General features: G+C 65.2%; 21 protein-coding genes, 1 tRNA gene and 1 riboswitch. Of the genes, 16 read left to right on the top strand and 6 right to left on the bottom strand.

Going from position 1 to position 22,231, the window contains the following annotated elements; all coding sequences use genetic code 11:
• Positions 1-340: 340 nt before the first annotated feature.
• On the bottom strand, positions 341-1,009 hold the full coding sequence (gene lipB / locus CHB75_RS07280; protein WP_089270024.1) for a lipoyl(octanoyl) transferase LipB: 669 nt from the start codon (positions 1,007-1,009) through the stop codon (positions 341-343).
• Positions 1,010-1,134: 125 nt separating this feature from the next.
• On the opposite strand from lipB, the gene CHB75_RS07275 reads away from it, so the two are divergent.
• From CHB75_RS07275 to CHB75_RS07260, 4 genes are all read left to right on the top strand, one after another.
• Positions 1,135-2,121: a diacylglycerol/lipid kinase family protein gene (locus CHB75_RS07275; RefSeq protein ID WP_089269881.1), complete on the top strand. Its 987-nt coding sequence runs from the start codon at positions 1,135-1,137 to the stop codon at positions 2,119-2,121.
• Entirely contained in the window at positions 2,118-2,915 is a 798-nt protein-coding gene (locus CHB75_RS07270; protein WP_089269880.1) for a metallophosphoesterase family protein, read from the top strand. The genes CHB75_RS07275 and CHB75_RS07270 overlap by 4 nt, the downstream gene beginning before the upstream one ends.
• A gap of 259 nt (positions 2,916-3,174) precedes the next feature.
• On the top strand, positions 3,175-4,851 hold the full coding sequence (locus tag CHB75_RS07265; protein ID WP_089269879.1) for a peptidoglycan-binding domain-containing protein: 1,677 nt from the start codon (positions 3,175-3,177) through the stop codon (positions 4,849-4,851).
• 177 nt (positions 4,852-5,028) lie between these two features.
• Positions 5,029-5,115, top strand: a tRNA-Leu gene (locus CHB75_RS07260).
• A 165-nt stretch (positions 5,116-5,280) separates the two neighbouring features.
• On the opposite strand, the gene cobD is transcribed toward CHB75_RS07260, so the two are convergent.
• From cobD to cobO, 4 genes are all read right to left on the bottom strand, one after another.
• Positions 5,281-6,264, bottom strand: coding sequence for a threonine-phosphate decarboxylase CobD (gene cobD, locus CHB75_RS07255; RefSeq protein WP_089269878.1), 984 nt, complete (start codon positions 6,262-6,264; stop codon positions 5,281-5,283).
• An 11-nt stretch (positions 6,265-6,275) separates the two neighbouring features.
• Positions 6,276-7,217, bottom strand: coding sequence for an adenosylcobinamide-phosphate synthase CbiB (cbiB, locus tag CHB75_RS07250; RefSeq protein ID WP_089269877.1), 942 nt, complete (start codon positions 7,215-7,217; stop codon positions 6,276-6,278).
• Positions 7,214-8,056 carry a hypothetical protein gene (locus tag CHB75_RS07245; RefSeq protein ID WP_089269876.1) on the bottom strand — a complete coding sequence of 281 codons (843 nt, stop codon included), beginning with the start codon at positions 8,054-8,056 and terminating at the stop codon, positions 7,214-7,216. Before CHB75_RS07245 ends, cbiB begins: the two co-directional genes overlap by 4 nt.
• Positions 8,057-8,152: 96 nt before the next feature.
• A complete protein-coding gene (gene cobO, locus CHB75_RS07240; RefSeq protein ID WP_089269875.1) occupies positions 8,153-8,764 on the bottom strand; it encodes a cob(I)yrinic acid a,c-diamide adenosyltransferase in 612 nt (203 codons plus the stop codon).
• A gap of 38 nt (positions 8,765-8,802) precedes the next feature.
• A riboswitch (cobalamin riboswitch) is annotated at positions 8,803-9,014 on the top strand.
• A gap of 91 nt (positions 9,015-9,105) precedes the next feature.
• Here cobO and CHB75_RS07235 point away from each other — a divergent pair.
• The 7 genes from CHB75_RS07235 to cobJ are packed head-to-tail and all read left to right on the top strand — an operon-like array spanning position 9,106 to position 17,088.
• On the top strand, positions 9,106-9,492 hold the full coding sequence (locus CHB75_RS07235; RefSeq protein ID WP_089269874.1) for a DUF1636 family protein: 387 nt from the start codon (positions 9,106-9,108) through the stop codon (positions 9,490-9,492).
• A 1-nt stretch (position 9,493) separates the two neighbouring features.
• Positions 9,494-10,552: a cobalamin biosynthesis protein CobW gene (cobW, locus tag CHB75_RS07230; RefSeq protein ID WP_089269873.1), complete on the top strand. Its 1,059-nt coding sequence runs from the start codon at positions 9,494-9,496 to the stop codon at positions 10,550-10,552.
• A gap of 6 nt (positions 10,553-10,558) precedes the next feature.
• A complete protein-coding gene (gene cobN / locus CHB75_RS07225; protein WP_089269872.1) occupies positions 10,559-13,846 on the top strand; it encodes a cobaltochelatase subunit CobN in 3,288 nt (1,095 codons plus the stop codon).
• A complete protein-coding gene (locus CHB75_RS07220; protein ID WP_089270023.1) occupies positions 13,843-14,976 on the top strand; it encodes a cobalamin biosynthesis protein CobG in 1,134 nt (377 codons plus the stop codon). Before cobN ends, CHB75_RS07220 begins: the two co-directional genes overlap by 4 nt.
• On the top strand, positions 14,973-15,602 hold the full coding sequence (locus tag CHB75_RS07215; RefSeq protein ID WP_089269871.1) for a precorrin-8X methylmutase: 630 nt from the start codon (positions 14,973-14,975) through the stop codon (positions 15,600-15,602). The genes CHB75_RS07220 and CHB75_RS07215 overlap by 4 nt, the downstream gene beginning before the upstream one ends.
• Positions 15,599-16,339: a precorrin-2 C(20)-methyltransferase gene (gene cobI / locus CHB75_RS07210; RefSeq protein WP_089269870.1), complete on the top strand. Its 741-nt coding sequence runs from the start codon at positions 15,599-15,601 to the stop codon at positions 16,337-16,339. Before CHB75_RS07215 ends, cobI begins: the two co-directional genes overlap by 4 nt.
• A complete protein-coding gene (gene cobJ / locus CHB75_RS07205; protein WP_089269869.1) occupies positions 16,336-17,088 on the top strand; it encodes a precorrin-3B C(17)-methyltransferase in 753 nt (250 codons plus the stop codon). The genes cobI and cobJ overlap by 4 nt, the downstream gene beginning before the upstream one ends.
• Here cobJ and CHB75_RS07200 read toward each other — a convergent pair.
• Positions 17,061-17,816 carry a cobalt-precorrin-6A reductase gene (locus CHB75_RS07200; protein WP_089269868.1) on the bottom strand — a complete coding sequence of 252 codons (756 nt, stop codon included), beginning with the start codon at positions 17,814-17,816 and terminating at the stop codon, positions 17,061-17,063. The two genes, cobJ and CHB75_RS07200, sit on opposite strands and share 28 nt — an antisense overlap.
• On the opposite strand from CHB75_RS07200, the gene cbiE reads away from it, so the two are divergent.
• Genes cbiE through cobA form a run of 5 tightly spaced genes read left to right on the top strand, consistent with a single transcriptional unit; the run spans position 17,815 to position 22,225 of the window.
• On the top strand, positions 17,815-19,014 hold the full coding sequence (cbiE, locus tag CHB75_RS07195) for a precorrin-6y C5,15-methyltransferase (decarboxylating) subunit CbiE (protein ID WP_089270022.1): 1,200 nt from the start codon (positions 17,815-17,817) through the stop codon (positions 19,012-19,014). The genes CHB75_RS07200 and cbiE overlap by 2 nt on opposite strands.
• A complete protein-coding gene (locus tag CHB75_RS07190) occupies positions 19,011-19,379 on the top strand; it encodes a cobalamin biosynthesis protein (RefSeq protein ID WP_089269867.1) in 369 nt (122 codons plus the stop codon). The genes cbiE and CHB75_RS07190 overlap by 4 nt, the downstream gene beginning before the upstream one ends.
• Positions 19,376-20,170: a precorrin-4 C(11)-methyltransferase gene (cobM, locus tag CHB75_RS07185; RefSeq protein ID WP_089269866.1), complete on the top strand. Its 795-nt coding sequence runs from the start codon at positions 19,376-19,378 to the stop codon at positions 20,168-20,170. Before CHB75_RS07190 ends, cobM begins: the two co-directional genes overlap by 4 nt.
• Positions 20,157-21,509: a cobyrinic acid a,c-diamide synthase CobB gene (locus CHB75_RS07180; protein ID WP_245840774.1), complete on the top strand. Its 1,353-nt coding sequence runs from the start codon at positions 20,157-20,159 to the stop codon at positions 21,507-21,509. Before cobM ends, CHB75_RS07180 begins: the two co-directional genes overlap by 14 nt.
• Positions 21,506-22,225 (top strand): uroporphyrinogen-III C-methyltransferase, encoded by a 720-nt coding sequence (cobA, locus tag CHB75_RS07175; protein WP_089269865.1) that lies wholly within the window; start codon positions 21,506-21,508, stop codon positions 22,223-22,225. Before CHB75_RS07180 ends, cobA begins: the two co-directional genes overlap by 4 nt.
• Positions 22,226-22,231: the final 6 nt, after the last annotated feature.

The following is a 22,231-nucleotide window of genomic DNA, read 5'->3' as shown; positions in this document are numbered from 1 at the left end:
TTAGGCAATGCGGGCGTTCCGGGCAATGACCGCTTTTGCCGCAGAGACGATATTATTGTCGCAGGCCTTGTGTATGGCGCGGCTGCACCACCGTGCGCGCAACGGATCGGAGGCCCGGCGCCGGGCTGCGGTGATTCATCTGCCGTTCATGCAGGTAAACAACGGGAATCCGGGCGGTTTCCAGGATATGGAACCGGTATGGAACGCGTATGGTTTTCATATGGCTGACGTCTGGCAATTCCTGTGGTTAAGCCAGCGTACGCCGGGGCTTGTGACCAAAGTCTTAAGCCGCGCCGCGCCAAGGGGCATGCGGGGGGATGTGTGCCGGGCCGATCAGCCGTCAGACGGTGGCGGTGGGGAGTTCGGCGAACACCTTTTCAAACGAGACGCGCAGGGCCACGTCGACGTCGTCCATCGTGACGGGCAGGCCGAGGTCCACTAGGCTGGTGACGCCGTAATCGGTGATGCCGCAGGGGACGATGCCGCTGAAATGCTCAAGGTCGGGTTCGACGTTGATCGACACGCCGTGAAAGCTGACCCATTTGCGCAGGCGGATGCCGATGGCGGCGATCTTGTCTTCGGCCTTGGCGCCGGTTGCGGTCAGTGGCCTGTCGTCGCGTTCGATCCAGACGCCGACGCGGCCATCGCGAATGTGCCCGGTCAGGTTGAATTCACCCAGCGCGGCGATCACCCAGGCTTCGAGGTCCTGAACAAAGCGGCGCACGTCGCGGCCGCGCCGACCCACGTCGAGCATGACATAGGCCACGCGCTGGCCGGGGCCGTGATAGGTATACTGCCCGCCGCGTTGTGATTTGTGCACCGGAAAGCGGTCTGGATCGACCAGATCGGCAGGCCTGGCCGAGGTGCCGGCGGTATAAAGTGGGGGATGTTCGACCAGCCAGATACATTCATCGGCGGTACCGGCAGCGATGGCGGCGGCGCGGGTTTCCATGAAGGCGACGGCATCGTCATATCCGGTCAGCCCGTCGCTGTGCTTCCACTCGACCATGTTGCGCACCCCAGCATCATTTCGCCACTGCCAGATAACGATTGCTGCGGCGCAATGGAACCCCGCGGCTTTGGCCCACGTTGGTCCGGTAAGATAGCAAATTTAACCGATGGTGGGTGTAGACAATGGTTCAAGTACGCGGTGAGTCGGGGCTGAAGGCGGCACCCCCCATTACGAATGACCGGATTTGCGTTCTCATGAATGCCCGCGCCGGCAAGGATGACAAGCAGGACGTGGCGCGGCAGATGGAGGCGGCGTTTGCGCGGCATCCCGGACGGTTCGAGCTGCGGATGATGGAAAAGGGCGCAGGCGTTGCGGATTCCTGCGCGCGGGCGATGAAGGACGGTTTCGGGATTATCGTCGCTGCCGGCGGGGATGGCACCATTTCGGGAATCGCCGGGCAGTTGGCGGGGTCGGGACGCCGCATGGGGATTGTACCGCAGGGCACGTTCAACTTTGTCGCGCGGGGTCTGGGCATTCCCGAAGATATCGATGCGGCTGTCGATCTGATCGCCACCGGCACGGCGCGCCCCTTTCCGGTGGGCGAGGTGAATGGCGAGATTTTCCTGAACAATGCGAGCCTTGGCATCTATCCGCAGATCCTGAAAGAACGCGAAGGCACCTACAAGCGCTGGGGGCGGTCGCAGCTTGCGGCGCATTGGTCGGTTCTGATGACGTTTCTGTCATTTCGTTCGCCGGTGCGGATGAAGGTGCGTGTCGGGGGCAAGGAAATCCGTGCGCGCACGCCGCTGGCCTTTGTGGCGCGCAGTGCCTACCAGTTGGAACACTATGGATTGGACGGGGCCGATTGCATCCGCAACGGTGAATTTGCGCTGTTTCTGCTGCCGGATGTGAGCCGCTGGCAGCTGCTGCTGAGCGCGCTGAAGCTGGCCAACAAGGGGATGCAGTCCAAGCGCGACTTTGAGCTGATCCGCGGCAGCGATATCGAGATTGAAACCACAAAGGGCAGTCAGCTTGTGGCGATGGATGGTGAGCGGGTGCGGATGACGGCGCCGTTCCGGTTTCGGATGCACGAAGATGCGCTGCATGTGATTGCGCCCGACGAAGTTGCCGCGACGGATGCTGCTGCGCCGGATGCTGCTGTCGCATGACGCGGATCGTTCACCTGTCAGATCTGCATTTCGGCCGCGACCGGCCAGAGCTGTTGGACCCTCTGATTGCGCATGTGAACGGGCTTCGGCCTGATCTTGTGCTGATTTCGGGGGATCTGACGCAGCGCGCGCGCAATCATCAGTTTGCCGCAGCACGCCGGTTGATGGACCAGTTGGATGCGCAGGTGCTGGCGGTGCCCGGCAATCACGACACGCCGCTGGACAATCTGTATGTGCGGTTGCTGCGGCCCTGGGTCCGGTTCCGCCGCCATATCGCGCGGGATCTGGAACCCTGTGTGAGCGGCAAGGATTTTGTGGTGGTCAGTCTGAACACCACCGATCCGCTGGCCTGGCAGCGCGGGCGGTTGCGGCGATCCAGCCTGCGGCGGGCCTCGGCCTTTCTGAGCGGCGAGGAAGACCGCGACAAGATCGGCATCGTGATGATGCATCACCCGCCAGAGCATGACACCAATGTCGGCAAACGTCTGATGCGTGGCGCCGACAAGGGGCTGTTGCATCTGCGCGACTGCGGTGCCGATATCGTGCTGTGCGGGCATCTGCATTCCTGGCGCGTCGCGCCGTTCCGTGCGGCACGGTCGCTGTTGCTGGTGCAGGCGGGCACAGGTCTTTCGACGCGGATGCGCGGAGAGCCGAACGATCTGAACCTGCTGATCCTGGAGGATGGCGCGGTGGTGATCGAACATCATGTGTCCGAGGGCGAGGAACTGGCGTTCCGCTGCGAGTCGCGCAGTGTTTTTCGCAAACGTGACGGGGTCTGGAACCCGCTGCCCTGAGGCATCGGGGCAGGGCGGGCAGTGGATATTGTTGGCCACATTTTCGCCGTTTATATTAAAGTATTAATTCGGCGTCGCGCCGAATTGGTTGCTATAGTTTTTTTGCGATTTCCATTAATCTTGTTGGGTCGAAAAACTTGACATGCGGGCAGTGCGCATCGGACAAATGCACCCTCGGGGCGCATAAAGCCGAGGCGCATTTTTCGTATCGGTTTCAATCGCTGCAATTTTAAACGTAGTGCGGGAAAAGTTAATGAGAATGTTCCGAAATCTTAATATTTTGGTCGCGGCAGCGGTCGCGTTTTCACCGGTTCCCGCGGTCGCAAATGATGCGTTTATCGGTGGTCTGGTCGGGGGTATCATCGGCGGAGCGATCACAAACGCCCAGCCACGTCAGCAAAAGGTCTATCGCAAGACAACACGCCAGACAACGCGCCAGACGCCGGCCTATTCCGCAGCCCGGCAGGCCAATCGCGAAACACAGACCGCGCTGAATTACTTTGGTTTCAATTCCGGAACGCCGGATGGCGTCATGGGGTCGCGGTCACGTGCGGCAATATCATCCTTTCAGGGCCATATGCGATATGCCGCCACCGGACAATTGACGCAATATGAACGGGATTTTCTGATTTCGTCCTATTACCGCGCGCAATCGGGTGGACCGACGACATCGCAATTGATCGCGTCGAATCCGCAGGGTGTGCGGGGATTGCTGACCGTCTATCGCGATGAGCAGATGAATGGGGCTGGCAGTGGTGCGACGACCTCGATCGCCGGACATTATGGCCTGCCCAAGGATGTGGCTGCCGCCGTGAACGAGATTGCCAAAAGTTCGGACCCATCCGCCGAACAGCTGGTGCAGCGGTCGGGCTTTATCCAGCTGGCGGATATCAATGGCGACGGGCAGACGGACTATGTTCTGGACACCTCGGTCACCGGCAGCGCCTTTTGGTGCAACGCCCAAAGCTGTGCCGTGCGGGTCTTTGCATCGACCCCCGAAGGGTATGAACGCAACGATTTTCAGGCGTTCAACGTGACACCGGCGATGTTTTCCTGCACCCGCGGCACCTGTTCCAAGACCGGCCAGCCGATGACCCAGATGGCCGCCGCGCCAGCGCCCGCCCCGGCACCTGCACCGCAGACGCAGATGGTTTCGACCCCCGTGCCAACCGCCCAGCCGGTGGTGCGGGCGATGCCCAGCTTTGTGGCTGCGGCACCCGCGCTGCCGAACTTCTTTGGTGGAACGGATGCGGCTGGTCCGTCGCTGGCGTCATACTGCAACAAGGTCAGTCTGCTGACCTCGACCAACGGCGGCTATACCAGCGCGGCAACGCTAAGCGATCCGACGCTGGCGCTGGGCGAGCAGATGTGTCTGGCGCGGACCTATGCGATCACGCTGGGCGAGGATATGATGTCCAAGATCGCCGGGGCGACCCCGGCCCAGATTGCCCAGCAGTGCAAGGGATTCGGACCGGCGCTGGCCGAACATGTGGCGGCCGTTTCGCTGCGATCGCGCGCCGAGGTGCTGCGTGGCGTGTCCACCTTTGTGCTGGCGTCGGGCATGTCGCCTGCGCAACTTGAGGCGACGGCGCGGATCTGCCTTGCGACCGGGTACAAGTCTGACGATATGACCGTGGCGATGGGGTCGGCGCTGGTGTTGGTGTCGCTCGGACAGGCGCCGTATTCCGAGTTGATCGGCCACCACCTGAGCCAGGGCTTTGGCGCCACCCACCGCGACGATCTGGCGGTGGTCTGGTATGACGATGCGCTGCAGGCCGCCCAGAGCGGTGCAAAGCAGGTCTTTGCCCCGGGGCAGCCCGAACGGCTTGAGCTGATCCAGAAGGCGTCGATGATGCTGGTCGGCACTGCTTCGGCATCTTTTGCGGCACCGGTTCAGGCCTCTGCGACGCTGCCGGTATTTTCCGTCACGGAATAGGGTTCGGGCAGTTTTTGCGATGGGAAGAGGGCCGGTTCGTCCGGTCCTTTTTCGTTTCCGGGGTAGGCGGGCGAGCCTCTGTTTCGGCCTTGCGACGAAGATGCGGAAAATGGGGCATTTTCCTCTTCACAAGGGCTTGAGGCTCGTCTATACGCCCCTTCACCAAGTCAAGACTGTGCGGTCGTGGCGGAATTGGTAGACGCGCAGCGTTGAGGTCGCTGTGGGGTAACACCCGTGGAAGTTCGAGTCTTCTCGACCGCACCATTCTTTTCCGGCCTACCAGCCTCTGGCTGGCTCGGGTTTGGAAATCCTCTCTTGCCTGCTGCATGATAGTCGCTGTCAATAAATCCGAAAAATGAACAAGAACAGCAACTTGCCGGGGCGTGGCCCTGTCGGGTCTATTCTGCATGCTGCCGTGGTGCGGGACGCTTAGGTGCCGGTTCGGGCGGCGTGCAGGGCTGTGCCCAGCCGGGTCCAGTCGGTATCGTGACCGGGCAGGCCAAGGCGGATCCAGTGATTGGAATAGGGGAAGATCCGCGTCCAGATGTGATGCCGCGCCAGTGTGGTCTGTGCCTGCGCCGCATTGGCTGTGTGATAAGTGCGAAACAGGGGCGTTCCGCCGACGCATGTCCAGCCCGCGTCTTGCGCCAGCGCATCCAGGCGGTTGGCGTCAAGGGTCAGCCGCGCGGTGGTTTCATCGGTCCAGTCGCTGTCGTGCAGGGCGCGGTGCGCGACGGCGATGGCCATGCCGGACACCGGCCACGGCCCGATCAGCGTGCGAAGCTGCGCGGAGAGGGCGGGATGGCAGAGCGCAAACCCGAGGCGCAGACCGGCGAGGCCATAGAATTTGCCGAAAGAGCGCAGGATGATCAGGTTTTCAGGCAGGGCTGTTTTGCGCGCGACGGAGAGTTCTGGTTCGGGGTCCACAAAGCTTTCGTCGACGATCAGCAGGCCGACATTGGCCGCCAGCTTGGCAAGGGTGTCTGGCGCATGGCGTTGCCCGTCGGGATTGTTCGGGTTCACCACGACGGCGACATCGCTGCCGCTGAGCGCGGCAAGAGTGGCCGCTTCGGTGACCTGCCAGCCCTGTGCCCGCAGGGCGGCGGCATGTTCGTTGTAGGTTGGCGTCAGGACGCTGGCCCGCCCGGTGGGGCGCAGCAGGGGCATCAGCTGGATCGCCGCCTGCGCCCCGGCGACCGCCACGACGTCAAGCGATGTCAGGTATCTGCTTTGCGCCGCCTGTTCGAGCGCGGCGAGGTCTGAGCGTTCGGGCAGGCGGTTCCATGCCTCGGGGGGGATCGGGCCAACCGGGTAGGGCCGCGCGTTTATGCCGGTAGAGAGGTCGATCCAGTCTGCCGCAGTACCGCCAAATGCGGCGATTGCCGCCTGCAGATTTCCACCGTGATCCCGCATCTTGGCCCCTTTTAGATCAGTGCAAGCAGCGCCACACCACAGCCGAGCAAGAGCATGGCGCGCCGGTAGAGTGCAAGCCCGCCTTGCAGGTCTGCGGCACCCGGGTCGGGGGCATCGGCGTTGAGCCAGGGTTCGTCGGCGATGCGGGTGCCATAGATCCGGGGGCCGGACAGGCGCACGGACAGGGCGGCGGCCATGGCGGATTCGGCCCAGCCGGCATTGGGGGATCTGTGGTGCGGTGCGTCGCGCCATGTGGTGGCGAGGCAGGCGCGCAGCCGTCCCGACATCAGCGCAAACAGCAGGCCGGTCAGGCGCGCGGGCAGCAGGTTGACCAGATCGTCAAGCCGTGCGGCGACCATGCCGAAGTGTTCGTAGCGGGGGGATCGGTGGCCGATCATCGAATCCATCGTGTTGATCGCCTTGTATGCAGCCAGCCCCGGCAGGCCGAGGACAAGCCCCCAGAAGACCGGCGCGACAACGCCGTCGGAGGCGTTTTCGGCAAGGCTTTCAAGGGCGGCGCGGGCGATTGCGGCATCGTCCAGCTGGGCCGGGTCACGGCCGACGATCATCGAAACGGCGTGACGGGCGGCGGTTGTGTCGCCTTGGGCCAGCGGTTTGGCGACGGCGGCGACGTGATCGTAGAGCGAGCGGGCGGCGAGGAGTGGCCAGGCGAGAATGCCGCCCAGAAGGACCCCCGGCCAGCCGTCGGGCAGCAGTGTCGCGATCAGCCAGACCGGGGTTGTGACCGCGATCAGGACCAGTGCGACAGTGACCGCGCCGCGCAGGTTCTGGACGAATTTGCCGTCTTCTGGCCGGTTCAGCGCGGTTTCGAGCAGGGTGATCAGCCGCCCGATCCATGTGACGGGATGGCCGATGCGGCGGTAGAGGGCAGTGGGCCAGGCGAGGGTGGCTTCGATCAGCAGGGCGAGGAGGAGGGAGGCGGCAAAGCTCATCTGTCCTGTCCGGTCATGAACTGAATCGGGTTGCGCAACCCGGAGCGTTCCAGCACCGTATGTGCGCCGCGCGGCACGGTGCCGGGGGCAAAGATCAGCGCGCGGGCGGAACCGGTATGCGCGCGTGCATGGCCAAGCGCGCCAAGCTGGTGGGCGATGCCCGCAGTGGGGTCGCGGAACGGACCACGGTGCTGGGTCGTGCGATCTGCGGACTCTGATGCGAGGGCTGCGAGTGCCGGCAGGTCGCCGGTTTCGGTGGCGTTTTGCCAGCGGGGGATGAGGTCGGAAATATCGGCAAAGTTGTGATCTTCGGGGTCCGTGCGGTAGGGGGACCCGAGGTAGCCGCCGATGATTTCGCAGCGCGGCGGCGCGGGGAAGTGGCGCAACACCTGCGCCCTGCGCGACGCCCATAGCACGCAATCGGGGGCGGGCAGCATCAGCGGATCGCTGGCCCCTTCGGCGGCGAGACAAGCGTCCGCAATCAGGTCTTCGGCAGTTCCGGCAGCGCGGGCGAGCGCGACCAGCGCTGCGGTCGAGGCACCGGCACCCGCACCGGGAGGGGCCGTGCCGGAGAGGAGGAACAGGCCGTGTTCCGGCCGTCCGGCGCGGCGCAGCAGGTGATGCAATTGTTCCTGTGTCACCACGGTCGGGGTGGGTTGGTGGAGTTGCAGGGTTTGTGCGGGTTCGAACGTCGCCTCGGCATAGACCGCATCACAGGCCATGGTCACCAGAACGACGGGACCCTGCGGCCCAAGGCGACCCTGAAGCCATTCACCAAAGTGACCGGCAACGCGGTGCAGGGGCCGTTTGGCAAAGCTCTGCGCGACGGTCGGCTGCATTTCATTTCCTGTGGGCTGTCGGGACACGGTGATCCGGGGTGAGTGTTAGTGGCTGGCGGCGCCGTGGTCCATATGGGTGCTGAATAGGCGTGGGGCCTACATCTCGACCCCGATCTGTGCCTTGATCCCGTCGCGGAAGGGATGTTTGACCAAGGTCATTTCGGTCACCAGATCGGCGGCTTCGATCAGTTCGGGTTTGGCGTTGCGGCCGGTCAGGCAGACATGGGTCATCGCGGGCTTCTGGTGCAGGAGGAAATCCACGACCTCGTCGATATCGAGGTAGTCATAGCGCAGAGCGATGTTGATTTCATCCAGCAGCACGAACCGGATTTCGGGGTCAAGGATCTGTTCCTGCGCGATTTTCCAGCCGTTTTGTGCGGCGGCGATATCGCGTTCGCGGTCCTGGGTTTCCCAGGTGAAGCCTTCGCCCGAGACGAAAAAGCGGCACTCATCTGCAAAGCGGTCGCGCAGCAAGGTCCTTTCGCCGGTTTCGCGGTTGCCCTTGATGAACTGGACGACGGCGCAGGGCATGCCATGGGCGATGCAGCGCATGATCATGCCGAAGCCGGAGGAGGATTTGCCCTTGCCCGCGCCGGTGTGGACAAGGATCAGCCCCTTTTCCTCGGTCTTGGTTTCCATCATCCTGTCGCGCGCGGCCTTGATTTTACGCATTTTTTCCGCGTGGCGGGCGTTCTGGTCTTCCGGCATCGGGCGTTCCTTCGTCTTGACAAGGCTTTGGCATTCGGCGCAACTGCGGCTGTGTTGGTGCCTGCCCTAGCAGGTGAAAAGGGAATGTGCAGCCGCGATTTTTCGTGGTCAAGCACAGCCGCCCCCGCGACCGTGAACGGAGAGGCTGTTCGACGCCACTGGCATCTTGCTGGGAAGGCAGAGCAGTCGCAGGACCATCCTGGCCCTGAATCCGCAAGCCGGGAGACCTGCCATCACATGACGACGTAACCGGACGGGGTGTTCCGGTGTCGGGGTGACTCCGACTTGCGGGGTGTCCTCGCCACCTTGGGCCGCGTTCCATGATATTTGGGACCGAGGACATGAAAGATCAGGTTTCGACCGCGCCGCATTCGACGGAATTGCTGGTCTGCATCAAGTGCAGACGTGGCGCCGAGATGGCCGAGGGTGACCGCCGTCCGGGTCAGGCGCTGTTTGACGCGCTGGGCGCGCTGACGCTGCCCGAGGGGCTGCGCGTGACGCCGGTGGATTGTTTGCAGAATTGTGATCACGGCTGCACCGTCGCGCTGCGCGGCGGGGCGCGATGGACCTATGTCTTTGCCAATGTCGATGAGGCGGCGGACCCGGCCATGATCCTTGACGGTGCGACCCGCTATCATGCGACCGCTGACGGGCTGATCCCGTGGCGCGAACGTCCCGAACATTTCAAACGCAACTGCGTTGCCCGCATTCCCCCATTGGAGGCCTGATATGTCTGATCTTGCGAAACTTCCCGTCACGGTGATCACCGGATTTCTTGGGTCCGGTAAAACGACGCTTGTGCGCCAGCTGATGCAGAACCCCGGTGGGCGGCGGCTGGCCGTGATCGTCAACGAATTCGGCGATGTCGGTGTCGACGGCGAGATATTGAAGGGCTGTGCGATCCCCGATTGTCCGGCGGAAAACATCATCGAGCTGTCCAATGGCTGCATCTGCTGCACCGTGGCGGATGATTTCATCCCGACGATTGAGGCGCTGATGGCGCTGGACCCGCGCCCCGATCACATCCTGATCGAAACCTCGGGTCTGGCGCTGCCAAAGCCGCTGTTGAAGGCGTTCGACTGGCCTGATATCCGTTCAAAAATCACCGTGGATGGCGTGATCGCGCTGGCCGATGCCGAGGCCGTCGCGGCGGGCCGTTTTGCGCCCAACGTGGCGGCGGTGGATGCCCAGCGTCTGGCGGATGACAGCATTGATCACGAAACGCCCCTGTCCGAGGTGTTCGAGGATCAGATCTCCTGCGCCGACATCATCCTGCTGACCAAGCCCGACCTTGCGGGCCCCGAAGGCGTGGCAAAGGCCCGGGCGATCATCGCCGCTGAATCGCCGCGCGCCATTCCGGTGGTCGAGGTGGCCGAGGGTGTCGTCGATGCGCGGATCATTCTGGGTCTGGGGGCGGCGGCCGAGGACGACATGGATGCGCGCCCGTCGCATCATGACGGCGCCGACGATCACGAGCATGATGATTTCGAAAGCATCGTCGTCGATATCCCTGAAGTTGGCGATCCTGCCGATCTGGTCCGTGCGATCGAGGGGCTGGCAAATGATCACAACATCCTGCGGATCAAGGGCTATGCCGTGGTCACGGGCAAGCCAATGCGCCTGCTGGTGCAGGCTGTGGGCGCGCGGGTGCGTCATCAGTATGACCGTCCATGGGGTGCGGATGAGGCGCGCATCGGGCGGCTGGTGGTGATTGCCGAGCATGATGATATCGACGCGGGCGTGATCAGCGCCGCACTGGGCGCGGCCCAAGCCCAGGCCGCCGAGTAACCCACCATGCATGTCGTTTTCCGCGAAAGTCACGGGCTGGAAGAGACCGAGACACCCACGGATCTGGGGCAGAGCGCCGCAGATCTGGTGGTGCTGTCGCTGTCGGATTCCGATCTGGGCGCTTTTGCGGAGGGCTGGCATCGGGGCGGCGGGCCAGAGGGGCGGCTGCCGTCCCTGCGGCTGGCCAATATCGTGGCGCTGAAACATCCGCTGTCGGTCGATACCTATGTGGAGCAGACGCTGACCGGCGCGCGGGGCATCCTGATCCGGCTGATCGGCGGCGTTGCCTACTGGCCCTATGGCTTGCAACAGATCTGCGCGCTGGCGGCACAAAAGGGCATCGCGCTGGCGGTGCTGCCCGCCGACGGGCGGCCCGATGCGCGGCTGGATCAGATGTCGACCTTGCCGAAATCGACGCTGCGGCGGCTGGCGGATCTGTGTGACACCGGCGGCGTTGTTGCAGCGCAGGCCGCGCTGGCGCAGATGGCGCTGGCGGCGGGGCTATATGCCGGGCCGGTGATCGGGACCAAATCGCTGCCCAACGTTGGTGCATGGACGCCAGAGCATGGCGCCTGCTGTCCGCTGGTGGCATCGGGGGTTGGACCGGGCGGAAAGCCCCGGATACTGATCGTGTTTTACCGGTCCTATCTGGTCGCTGCCGATCTGGCCCCGATCACGGCGATGTTCGCGGCCTTCCGGGACCGGGGTTTTGACGTGGTGGGGCTGTTCGCGCCGTCGCTGAAGGCACCCGGCGCGGCGGGCTGGCTGCGCCGTCAGGTCGCGCAAATGGCCCCCGCCGCCGTGGTCAATGCGACGGCCTTTTCCGGCAAGGGCGAAGATGGCACATCGCCGCTGGATTATGCGGGTGTGCCAGTGTTTCAGGTCGCACTCGCCACATCGACGCGCAAGGCATGGGCCGGGGCCGAACGCGGGTTGTCGCCCGCGGATCTGGCGATGCATGTGGTTTTGCCCGAGGTTGATGGCCGCATCATGGGCGGGGTGGCCAGTTTCAAGGAACCGGGGCGGCGCGATCCGCATCTGCAATATTCCCGCTTTGCCCATAGCGCCGATACGGGTCGGATCGCCGCGATTGCGGACCGGGTGCAGGGCTGGACGCGGCTGGCGCAGATGCCTGCGGGTCAGCGGCGGGTCGCACTGATCCTGTCGACCTATCCCGGCAAGGATTGGAACATGGGGCATGCCGTCGGCCTGGATGCGCTGCAATCGACCGAGGCGATCCTGAGCGATCTGAACGGCGCAGGGTATGACGTTGGTGCCGGGCCGGTGCTGGATGCCTTGCAGGAGCGCGGCATGTCATGGCCGTTGGCGGAGTATACTGCGGCGCTGACCCGACTGCCGGACGCGCTGCGCGAGATGCTGATCCAGACTTGGGGCGCGCCGGAAGAAGACCCGGATTTCCGCGATGGGGCGTTTCATTTTGCCGCGATCCAGCGTGGCAAGGTGCTGATCGCCCTGCAGCCCGAACGCGCCACATCCAAGGGCCGCGAAGACAGCTATCACGACCTTTCGCGGACCCCGCGCCATGCCTATGTCGCGTTCTATCTGTGGTTACAGGGGCGCGCGGATGCGATGGTGCATATCGGCGCGCATGGCACGCTGGAATGGCTGCCCGGCAAATCCGTGGCGCTGTCAGACACCTGCTGGCCCGAGGTGCTGACCGGGGCCTTGCCCGTCATTTATCCCTTTATCGTCAATGACCCCGGAGAGGCGGCGCAGGCCAAGCGGCGTATCGGAGCCGTCACGCTGGGCCATATCCCGCCACCGCTGCGCGAGAGCGGCACGCCCGAACGACTGGCCCGGCTTGAGGCGCTGCTGGACGAGTTTTCCAACGCTGATGGCCTTGACCCGCGCCGCCGGGACCGGTTGCAAGGCGACATCCGTGCCGAGGCGCAGGCGCAGGGGGTCGAGGGCGATCTGGGGCTGGACAGGGCAAGTTGCAGTGCCGAGGCGATCACGCGGATCGACCGCTTTGTCTGCGATATCAAGGAAAGCCAGTTTGGCGAGGGCCTGCATGTCTGGGGGCGTGCGCCGCGCGGCACCGTGCCCTTTGCCACCGCGCAATCGGTCGCGGGGGAACGGCAGGCGCTGCTGGATGCGCTGGCCGGTCGGCGGATCGCGGCGGGGCCGTCCGGGTCACCCTATCGCGGGCGGCGCGATGTGTTGCCGACGGGGCGCAACCTGTTCACCACCGATCCGCGCGCCGTGCCGACCCGGGCGGCATATGCCCAAGGGGTGCGGCTGGCGGATGAGCTGATGCGCCGCCACCTGCAGGACGAAGGCGACTGGCCGTGTGGGTTGATCGTTGATCTTTGGGGGTCGGCGACGATGCGCACGGCAGGCGAGGAATTCGCCATGGCGCTGCATCTGATGGGGGTGCGGCCGGTCTGGGATGCGGGATCGGAACGTGTGTCGGGGATCGAAGTCCTTCCGATCGCGGAACTGGACCGCCCGCGCATTGACGTGACGCTGCGGGTGTCGGGCCTGTTCCGCGATGTGTTCCCGACGCTGTCGGCGCTGTTTGCACAGGCGGTGCGGGCGCTGGCGGGCCGGGACGAAGCGCTGGATTGGAACCCCTATGCCGGGCGGTGCGATCTGGCGCGGGTCTATGGCCCGGCGCCGGGGCAGTACGGTCTGGGCATGGATGTGGACGATTACAGCGCGGCCGGGCGGGATGCGGCGGGGCAGGCCTGGCTTGATGCCAGTTCATGGGCGCTGGATGGCGAGGCGGCGCAAAAGGACGCGGCCGGCATCCGCGCGCGTGTGGCCCATGCCGACGCTTTTGTGCATCCGCAGGACCTGCCCGAAACGGATCTGCTGCTGGCCGGGGATTACGCCGCCCATGAGGCGGGATTTGCCGCCGCTCAGGCCGTGACCGGGGGCAGGGCGGCGCTGTATCATCTGGACAATACCGACCCTGCGCGCCCCCGCGCCCGGGGGGTGAGCGAGGAAATCGCCCGCGTCGTGCGCGCCCGTGCCGCAAATCCCGGCTGGATCGCGGGGATGAAGCACCACGGTTTCCGGGGTGCCGCCGAGATCGCCGCGACGCTGGAGCATATGGCGGGCTTTGCCCATCTGGCCGGTGTGGTGCCGCCGCATCTGTTTGACCTTTATCACGAGGTGACACTGGGCGATCCGGAAACCGACGGTTTCCTGCAGGATGCCAATCCCGAAGCGCACCGCGCGATGCAGGCACGGTTCGCCGCGCTGCTGGACGCGGGCCTGTGGCAGACGCGGCGCAATTCGGTGCTGGCCGGTCTGGCGGTGGGGGCATGAGCGCGGGGCGGATCAAGGGGTGGTGCCCCGGGGCCTATCGCCCGATGATGGCCGCCGACGGGCTGGTGGTGCGTATCCGCCCGCGTCTGGCGCGGCTGGATGCGCGCGCGGCGCTGGGCCTTTGTGACATCGCGGGGCGGTTCGGGCATGGGTATCTTGACCTGACCAATCGCGCCAACCTGCAAATTCGTGGCGTGGCGGAGGGCGATCACCGGGCGGTTCTGGACGGGCTTGGTGATCTGGGTCTGCTGGATATTGATCCCGCGCAAGAGGCGCGGCGCAACATTCTGGTTTCGCCGTTCTGGCAGGCGGGCGATGTGACCCACCGCCTGACGCTGGCGCTGTTGGAAGAAATTCCGAACCTGCCCGATCTGCCCGCCAAGGTTGGTTATGCCGTCGATTGCGGCGCGCGCCCGCTGCTGAGCGGTGACAGCGCCGATATTCGGATCGAACGGGGTGTGTCCGACCTGATCCTGCGCGCCGATGGGGCAGCTGTGGGGCTGGCGGTGTCAGAGCAGACCGCGATCCCGGCGTTGATCGAAATGGCGGGCTGGCTGGCTGAACATATCACGCCCGAACGTCGCCGCATGGCGGCGGTTGTTGCCGCGACGCCCCTGCCAGCACAGTGGTGCACTGCCGCGCCGCTGCCGCCCGCGCCACCGCCGCAGATCGGCGGATACGATACCGGCGTGCTGGTTGGTGCCGCTTTTGGCCAGATTGACGCGGCGGCGCTGGCGGATCTGATCCGCGCGCAAGGTATTGCCGCTATCCGCGTGACGCCCTGGCGCAAGTTGCTTTTGGAAGGCGGGCAGATGCCGACCGGTACTGTCTTTGTGACCGCACCCGATGATCCGGTGATGCGCGTCGATGCCTGCCCGGGCGCGCCATTCTGCCCCTCGGCCAGTGTTGAAACCCGCGCGCTGGCGCGCCGCCTTGCGCCGCGTGTCACCGGGGTGCTGCATGTGTCGGGCTGCGCCAAGGGTTGCGCGCGCAACCGTTCGGCGGATGTCACGCTGGTCGGGCGCGACGGCGGCTATGACCTTGTACGCAACGGTGTCCCCGGGGATGCCCCCGAAATTTGCGGGCTGACAGCCCATGACCTTATGTCCGGAGCGACCATACCCCTATGAGCTATACTTATGAGACCGACGGCGCGGCGATCTATGCGCAATCCTTTGCGATGATCCGCGCAGAGGCCGATCTGGCCCGCTTTGCCCCGGAGGAAGAGCCGATTGCCGTGCGCATGGTGCATGCCTCGGGCATGGTGGGGTTGGAGCAGCATGTGCGCATGTCGCCGGATTTTGCCACTGCCGCGCGGGCCGCGCTGATCGCTGGCGCGCCGATCCTGTGCGATGCCCGCATGGTCAGCGAGGGCGTCACCCGCACCCGTCTGCCCGCCGATAATCAGGTGATCTGCACCCTGCATGATGCGTCGGTGCCCGACCGCGCCAAGGCGATGTCCAACACCCGGTCAGCGGCGGCGCTCGAGCTTTGGCGGCCGCATCTGGGCGGCGCGCTGGTGGCGATCGGCAATGCGCCAACGGCGCTGTTTCATCTGCTCAACATGCTGGAGGATCCTGATTGCCCGCGCCCGGCGGCCATAATTGGCTGCCCCGTCGGGTTCGTTGGCGCGCGCGAAAGCAAGGATGCCCTGTGGGCCGATCAGCCGGTGCCCTGCTGCATTGTTCAGGGGCGACTGGGCGGCAGCGCGATCACCGTCGCCGCGATCAACGCCATCGCGAGCCGTGCGGAATGAGCGGGACCGTTACTCCGGGTACGATCCACGGCGTCGGGCTTGGCCCCGGGGACGTTGACCTGATGAGCCTGCGGGCCCATCGGCTGCTGTCGAACGCGCGCCATGTGGCGTATTTCCGCAAGGCGGGTGCCACCGGGCGTGCGCGCAAGACGGTGGACGGCATCCTGCCCGACCACGCCGTGGAATTCGCCATGGAATACCCCGTGACCACGGAAATCCCGGTAAGCCACCCGGATTACAACGCGGCGCTTTCGGGATTCTACGCCGGTTGCGCCGCCCATCTGCGCGCGCTGGCCGAGGCTGGTGAGGATGTGGTTGTTCTGTGTGAGGGGGACCCGTTTTTCTATGGCTCGTTCATGCATCTGTATACCCGGCTGAAGGAGGACGTGCCGGTGCAGGTCGTGCCCGCCATAACCGGCATGTCGGCGGCATGGACGGCATCGGGGCAGCCGATCACCTGGGGCGATGACGTTTTGAGCGTGCTTATGGCCACCCTGCCAGAGGACGAGCTGGTGCGCCATATGGCGGCGGCTGACGCGCTGGTGGTGATGAAGATCGGGCGCAACATCGACAAGGTGCGCCGCGCCCTGCGGGCTGCGGGCAAATACGATGCCGCATGGTTGGTGGAATATGCCAGCATGGAGGGGCAGACGGTGCAGAAACTATCCGATGCCGAGGGGCACATGCCGCCGTATTTTTCGGTCGTGCTGGTGCATGGCAATGGGCGGCGGCCATGAGCGGGTCGCTGGTTATTGCGGGCCTTGGGCCGGGGGCTGAGGGGCTTGTGACGCCGCAGGTGCAGGCGGCTTTGGCACAGGCGACCGAGATTGTCGGTTATGGCCCCTATGTGGACCGGGTTGCCGCGCGGCCGGGGCTGACGCTGCACCCCAGCGACAACCGGGTCGAAATTGACCGCGCGCGCCATGCGCTTGAGATGGCTGCCGATGGGCGTCGTGTGGTTGTGGTATCGTCCGGGGATCCGGGCGTGTTTGCCATGGCGTCGGCGGTGTTCGAAGCGGTCGAGGCCGGGCCAAAGGCATGGCGCGATCTGGAGATCAAAGTGCTGCCGGGTATCACCGCGATGCTAGCCGCCGCCGCGCGGGTGGGGGCACCGCTGGGGCATGATTTCTGCGCCATCAACCTGAGCGATAACCTCAAGCCCTGGGCGCTGATCGAAAAGCGTTTGCGGCTGGCGGCTGAGGCGGATTTCGCAATGGCGTTTTACAATCCCCGCTCAAAGGCGCGGCCCGCCGGGTTTGGCCGCGTGCTGGAGGTGCTGAACGAGGCCTGCAATGACGCGCGCCCGGTGATCTTTGCCCGCGCGGTTTCGACGCCGGAAGAGGTGATCCGCATTGTGGCGTTACCCGATGCGCGCCCGGAAATGGCTGACATGCGCACGATGGTGCTGGTCGGGACATCGGCCACACGGGTGATCGAACGCAATGGCGCGCCCTATGTCTATACGCCCAGATCGGTGCCGGAATGACCCAGCCATGCCATCACGTCGGGGATCGCATATGCCTCTGGTCGCGGGGGCAGGCTGGGGCGGTCGATCATGATCACCGGCAGGCCCAGCTGGCGGGCGGCGGTGATCTTGGCCGCGGCACCGGTGCCGCCGGCATTCTTGGACACGACAGTTTTGATGCGGTGGTGGCGCATCAGGTGCAGATCGTTTTCCACGGTAAAGGGGCCGCGATCCTGCAGGGTGGCGTGATCCGGAAACGGCAGCGGGGTGTCCGGCGCATCAATCAGGCGCAGCAGATAGAAGTGCTGCGGATTGGGCGCGAAGTCTGCCAGATGCATACGGCCCACGGCCAGCATGATGCGACTTGGGGGCTGGTTCAGCGCGGCCACGGCCCCCGCGATGTCAGGAACGTGCTGCCAGTTGTCGCCGGTCTGCGACTGCCACGGCGCACGGGTCAGCGCGATCAGCGGCGTGCCGGTTTGCGCGCAGGCGAGCGCGGCATTGCTGCTCATCTGCGCGGCAAAGGGGTGTGTGGCGTCGACCACATGGGTGATGGCGTGGGTGTGCAGGTATTGGACCAGCCCCGCGACACCGCCGAAGCCGCCGATGCGCTGGGGCAGGGGTTGGCGAACGGGCCGTTCCACCCGGCCCGCGAAAGAGATGGTGGCGTTGATATGCGCATCGCTGAGCGCGCGGCACAGGGCAGTTGCCTCGGTCGTGCCGCCCAGGACGAGAAGGTTGGGGATCATGTCTGAGCTTCCGTGGCTGACCATCGTTGGAGTGGGCGAAGATGCGCCGGATGGGTTGTCGCGCGCAAGCCTGACGGCGCTGAGGGGCGCAGAATTCGTGATCGGCGCGTCCCGGCATCTGGGTCTGTTGCCAGAGATTGAGGCCGAGCAGATCGTCTGGCCGGTGCCTTTCGCTGACGGGATCGCGCGGCTTTTGGCGCTGCGGGGGCGGCGGGTTGTGGCGCTGGCCTCTGGTGATCCGTTCTGGTTCGGGGCGGGCAGCAGCATCGCGCGGCATCTGGAGCCGGGCGAATGGGCTGCGCTGCCGGGGGTGTCGACCTTTTCGCTGGTTGCGGCGCGCATGGGCTGGCCGCTGGAGCGGACGGAGTGTTTTGGCCTGCATGCCGCACCTATGGAACGGTTGCGACCGGCGTTGGCGGGCGGGGTGCGGATGATCGTGCTGCTGCGCGATGGGGCGGCGGTGCAGGATCTGGGGACCTATCTGGTGGGCGCGGGCTTTGACGCCTCGCAGCTGAGCGTGTTTGAGGCGGTAGGCGGCCCGAGGGAGCGGCGGGTGGATGTGAGCGTGTCTGATCTATTCGATAAGGACTTTGCCCATCCGGTTTGCGCGGCTGTCGAGGTTCAAGGGGCTGGCGCGGTTTTGCCGCTGGCCAGCGGGCGCGCGGATGACTGGTTTGAAAGTGATGGCCAGATGACCAAACGGCCGGTGCGGGCGCTGACCCTGTCGGCGCTGGCCCCGCGCCTGTTTGAACATCTTTGGGATATTGGTGGCGGGTCGGGGTCCATCGGGATCGAATGGCTGCTGGCCCATCCCAGCCTGAGCGCCACGGTGATCGAACCGCGCGCTGATCGTGTCGGCCGGATCACACAGAACGCGGCCCGTCTGGGTGTGGATCGTCTGAAGGTGGTGGAAGGTATGGCACCGGAGGCCTTGGCAGGCCTTGCCCCGCCGGATGTGGTGTTTGTCGGTGGTGGGCTGACGGCCGAGCTGTTGCATTGGTTGGAGGCGAAGCTGCCTGCGGGCACGCGGATCGTTGCCAATGCTGTGACGCTGGAAAGCGAAGCAATGCTGAGCGCCGCGCAACAGCGCATTGGTGGCGACCTTCTGCGCATCGAGCTGGCGCAATCGGCGCCGCTGGGCACCCGGCGCGGCTGGAAGGCCAGCTATCCGGTGGTGCAGTGGAGCGTCACGCTATGATCGTCGCGGGGTTTGGATTTCGCGAGGCGGCGGGGATGGACAGCCTGCGCGCCGCGTTGGAACTGGCCTGCGAGGGCAGGCAGCCGGATTTGTTCGCGACGGCGGCAGGCAAGGAAAAAAGCGTGGGATTGCTGGCGCTGGCGGTCGAGCTGGGCTTTGCCATCCGTGTCGTGTCGGTCGACCAACTGCGCGCGCAAGTGACCGTAACCCAGTCAGAGGCATCCGAAACCGCCTATGGCACCGGCAGCGTGGCCGAAGCGGCGGCGCTGGCGGCGGCGGGGCCGGGTGCCCGGCTGATCGGCGCGCGAATAATTTCACATGATCGCATGGCGACCTGCGCCCTTGCAGAAGGAAGACCCAGATGACCATTCACTTTATCGGCGCAGGCCCCGGCGCGCCGGATCTGCTGACGCTGCGGGGGCGCGACCTGATCGCCGCCTGTCCGGTATGTCTATATGCCGGGTCGCTGGTGCCCGAAGAGATTCTGAGCCATTGTCCCGGGGACGCGCGCATCGTCAACACCGCCGCGATGGATCTGGACGCCATCATCGCAGAAATGCAGCGTGCCAATGCGGCAGGGCAGGATGTGGCGCGGCTGCATTCCGGTGATTTGTCGGTCTGGTCCGCCATGGGTGAACAGATGCGCCGCCTTCGCGCGCTGGACATTCCGGTCAGCGTGACACCCGGAGTTCCGTCGTTTGCCGCCGCTGCCGCGTCGCTGGGGGCCGAACTGACTCTGCCGGGGCTGGCGCAGTCGGTTGTGCTGACGCGGACGCCGGGGCGGGCGTCCTCGATGCCCGAGGGCGAGACGCTGATAAATTTCGCCGCTACGGGCGCGACACTGGCCATCCACCTGTCGATCCAGAATCTGGACCATGTGACCGAAAGCCTGATCCCGGCCTATGGCGCGGAATGCCCGGTTGCGGTGGTCTATCGCGCCAGTTGGCCGGACGAACGGATCGTGCGCGGCACGCTGGCCGATATAGCCGGTCGCGTTGGTGAAGGTATCACGCGCACCGCGCTGATTCTGGTCGGGCCTGCGCTGGGCGGCGAGGGGTTCACGGAAAGCTGCCTGTATTCAAAGGATTACGACAGGCGCTACCGTCCGTTGCATGCTGACAGCCCCTGGGCCGATTGGAGTCATGGCGATGATTGACGGGCAGGGGACAGGTGCACGGGGGAATGACGCACGGGGGATCATGATTTCGGCGCCGTCGTCGGGCACTGGCAAGACGACGGTGATGCTGGGGCTTTTGCGCGCGCTCAGCGATGACGGGATGCGGGTGCAAGCCTTCAAATCAGGGCCGGATTACATCGATCCGGCGTTTCACCGGGCGGCCAGCGGGCGCGCGTCCTTCAACCTTGATACCTGGGCCATGGGGGATGGGTTGCTCGGTGCCATCGCGGGGCAGGCGGCGGGCGCCGAAATCTGCATCGCCGAAGGGTCGATGGGCCTGTACGACGGGGTTGCGACGCGCGGGCAAAGCGGTTTCGGCAGCAGCGCCGAGACAGCCGCGCTGATGGGCTGGCCGGTGGTTCTGGTGGTTGATGTCAGCGGGCAGGCGCAATCGGCGGCGGCGGCGGCGCTGGGGTTTCGGATGTATAACCCCGATCTGCCCTTTGCGGGTGTGATCCTGAACCGCGTGGCATCGCCCCGGCACGAACGGCTGACGCGGCTGGGCATGGAAAAGGTGGGGCTGACTGTGCTGGGGGCGCTGCCACGGCGCGGTGATCTGACATTGCCCGAACGGCATCTGGGCCTCATTCAGGCGGTCGAGCATCCCTATCTGGACGCGGCCATTGCAGGTTATGCGGATTTCCTGCGCGCGCATGTGGATCTGGAGGCGATCAAGGCAGCGGCGCGTGGCAAAGCGGCCGGAAAGGGTGGCGCATTGCCCAAACCCCCGGCGCAGCGGATCGCGCTGGCGCAGGATGCGGCGTTTTCCTTTACCTATCCGCATCTTGTCGAAGGCTGGCATGCGGCGGGTGCCGAGGTGCTGCCGTTTTCGCCGCTTGCGGATGAGGCACCGGACAGCAGTGCCGATCTGGTCTGGCTGCCCGGCGGCTATCCCGAATTGCATGCTGGACGGCTGGCCGCGGCGCAAACTTTTGCCGACGGGCTGCGCGAACATGCCCGCACGCGACCCGTGCACGGCGAATGCGGGGGATATATGACACTGGGTCAGGCGCTGATCGACAAGCAGGGTCAGCGTCATGCGATGGTGGGGCTGCTGGGGCTGGTCACCAGTTATGAGACACGCAAGCTGCATCTGGGATATCGTCAGGCGCGGTTGCACTCGGCCTTGCCGGGGCATGCGCCGGGGGCGCGGCTGCGGGGGCATGAATTCCACTATTCCACCATTCTGGAACAGCCCGACGCGCCGCTGGCCAGTGTCGGGGATGCCGACGGCAATCCGGTGGCGGAAACCGGATCCTGTCGTGGCCATGTTTCGGGGACATTCTTTCACCTGATCACGGCGGATGAGGGCGCATGACCGGCTTTGTCAGCTTTGTCGGGTCCGGTCCGGGCGATCCCGAGCTTTTGACGCTCAAGGCGGTGGACCGGCTGAAGCGTGCCGATGCGGTGCTGTTTGATGATCTGTCATCGGGGCCGATTCTGGGGCATGCGCGGCCCGGTGCCGATCTGGTGGGCGTGGGCAAACGGGCAGGGCGCGCGTCGCCGCGTCAGGATCATGTGAGCCGCCTGCTGGTCGAATATGCCCGGATCGACCAGCGTGTGGTGCGGCTGAAATCCGGCGATGGCGGGTTGTTCGGCCGGTTGGAGGAAGAGCTGATTGCGCTGCGCGAGGCGAGCATTCCCTATGAGATCATTCCCGGCGTGCCTTCGGCGATTGCTGCGGCGGCGGCTGCCGGTATTCCGCTGACCCGGCGTCTGACTGCGCGGCGTGTGCAGTTCGTCACCGGCCATGACGTGAGCGGCCAGCTGCCCGAGGACATGAACCTGCCCGCGCTGGCCGATCCCACGGCATCGACCGTTGTGTTCATGGGCAAACGCACCTTTCCCAAGCTTTACGATGTGCTGCGGACGCATGGCCTGCCCGCCGATACCCCCGCCCTCCTTGCCGAAGGTGTCAGTGGCCCCGACCAGCGGCTGACACGCACGACCATTGCCGAACTTGCCGCACTTTTGAGCCGCGAGATCGGCGATGCGCCGGCGCTGATCCTATATGGCCCCCTTGCCGATGCCTGAGCGTTT

It is taken from the genome of Puniceibacterium sediminis (genome assembly GCF_900188035.1).
Classification (GTDB): domain Bacteria; phylum Pseudomonadota; class Alphaproteobacteria; order Rhodobacterales; family Rhodobacteraceae; genus Puniceibacterium; species Puniceibacterium sediminis.
Note: the sequence above shows the minus strand (reverse complement) of the source record. Positions and strands in the feature narration are given on the sequence as shown.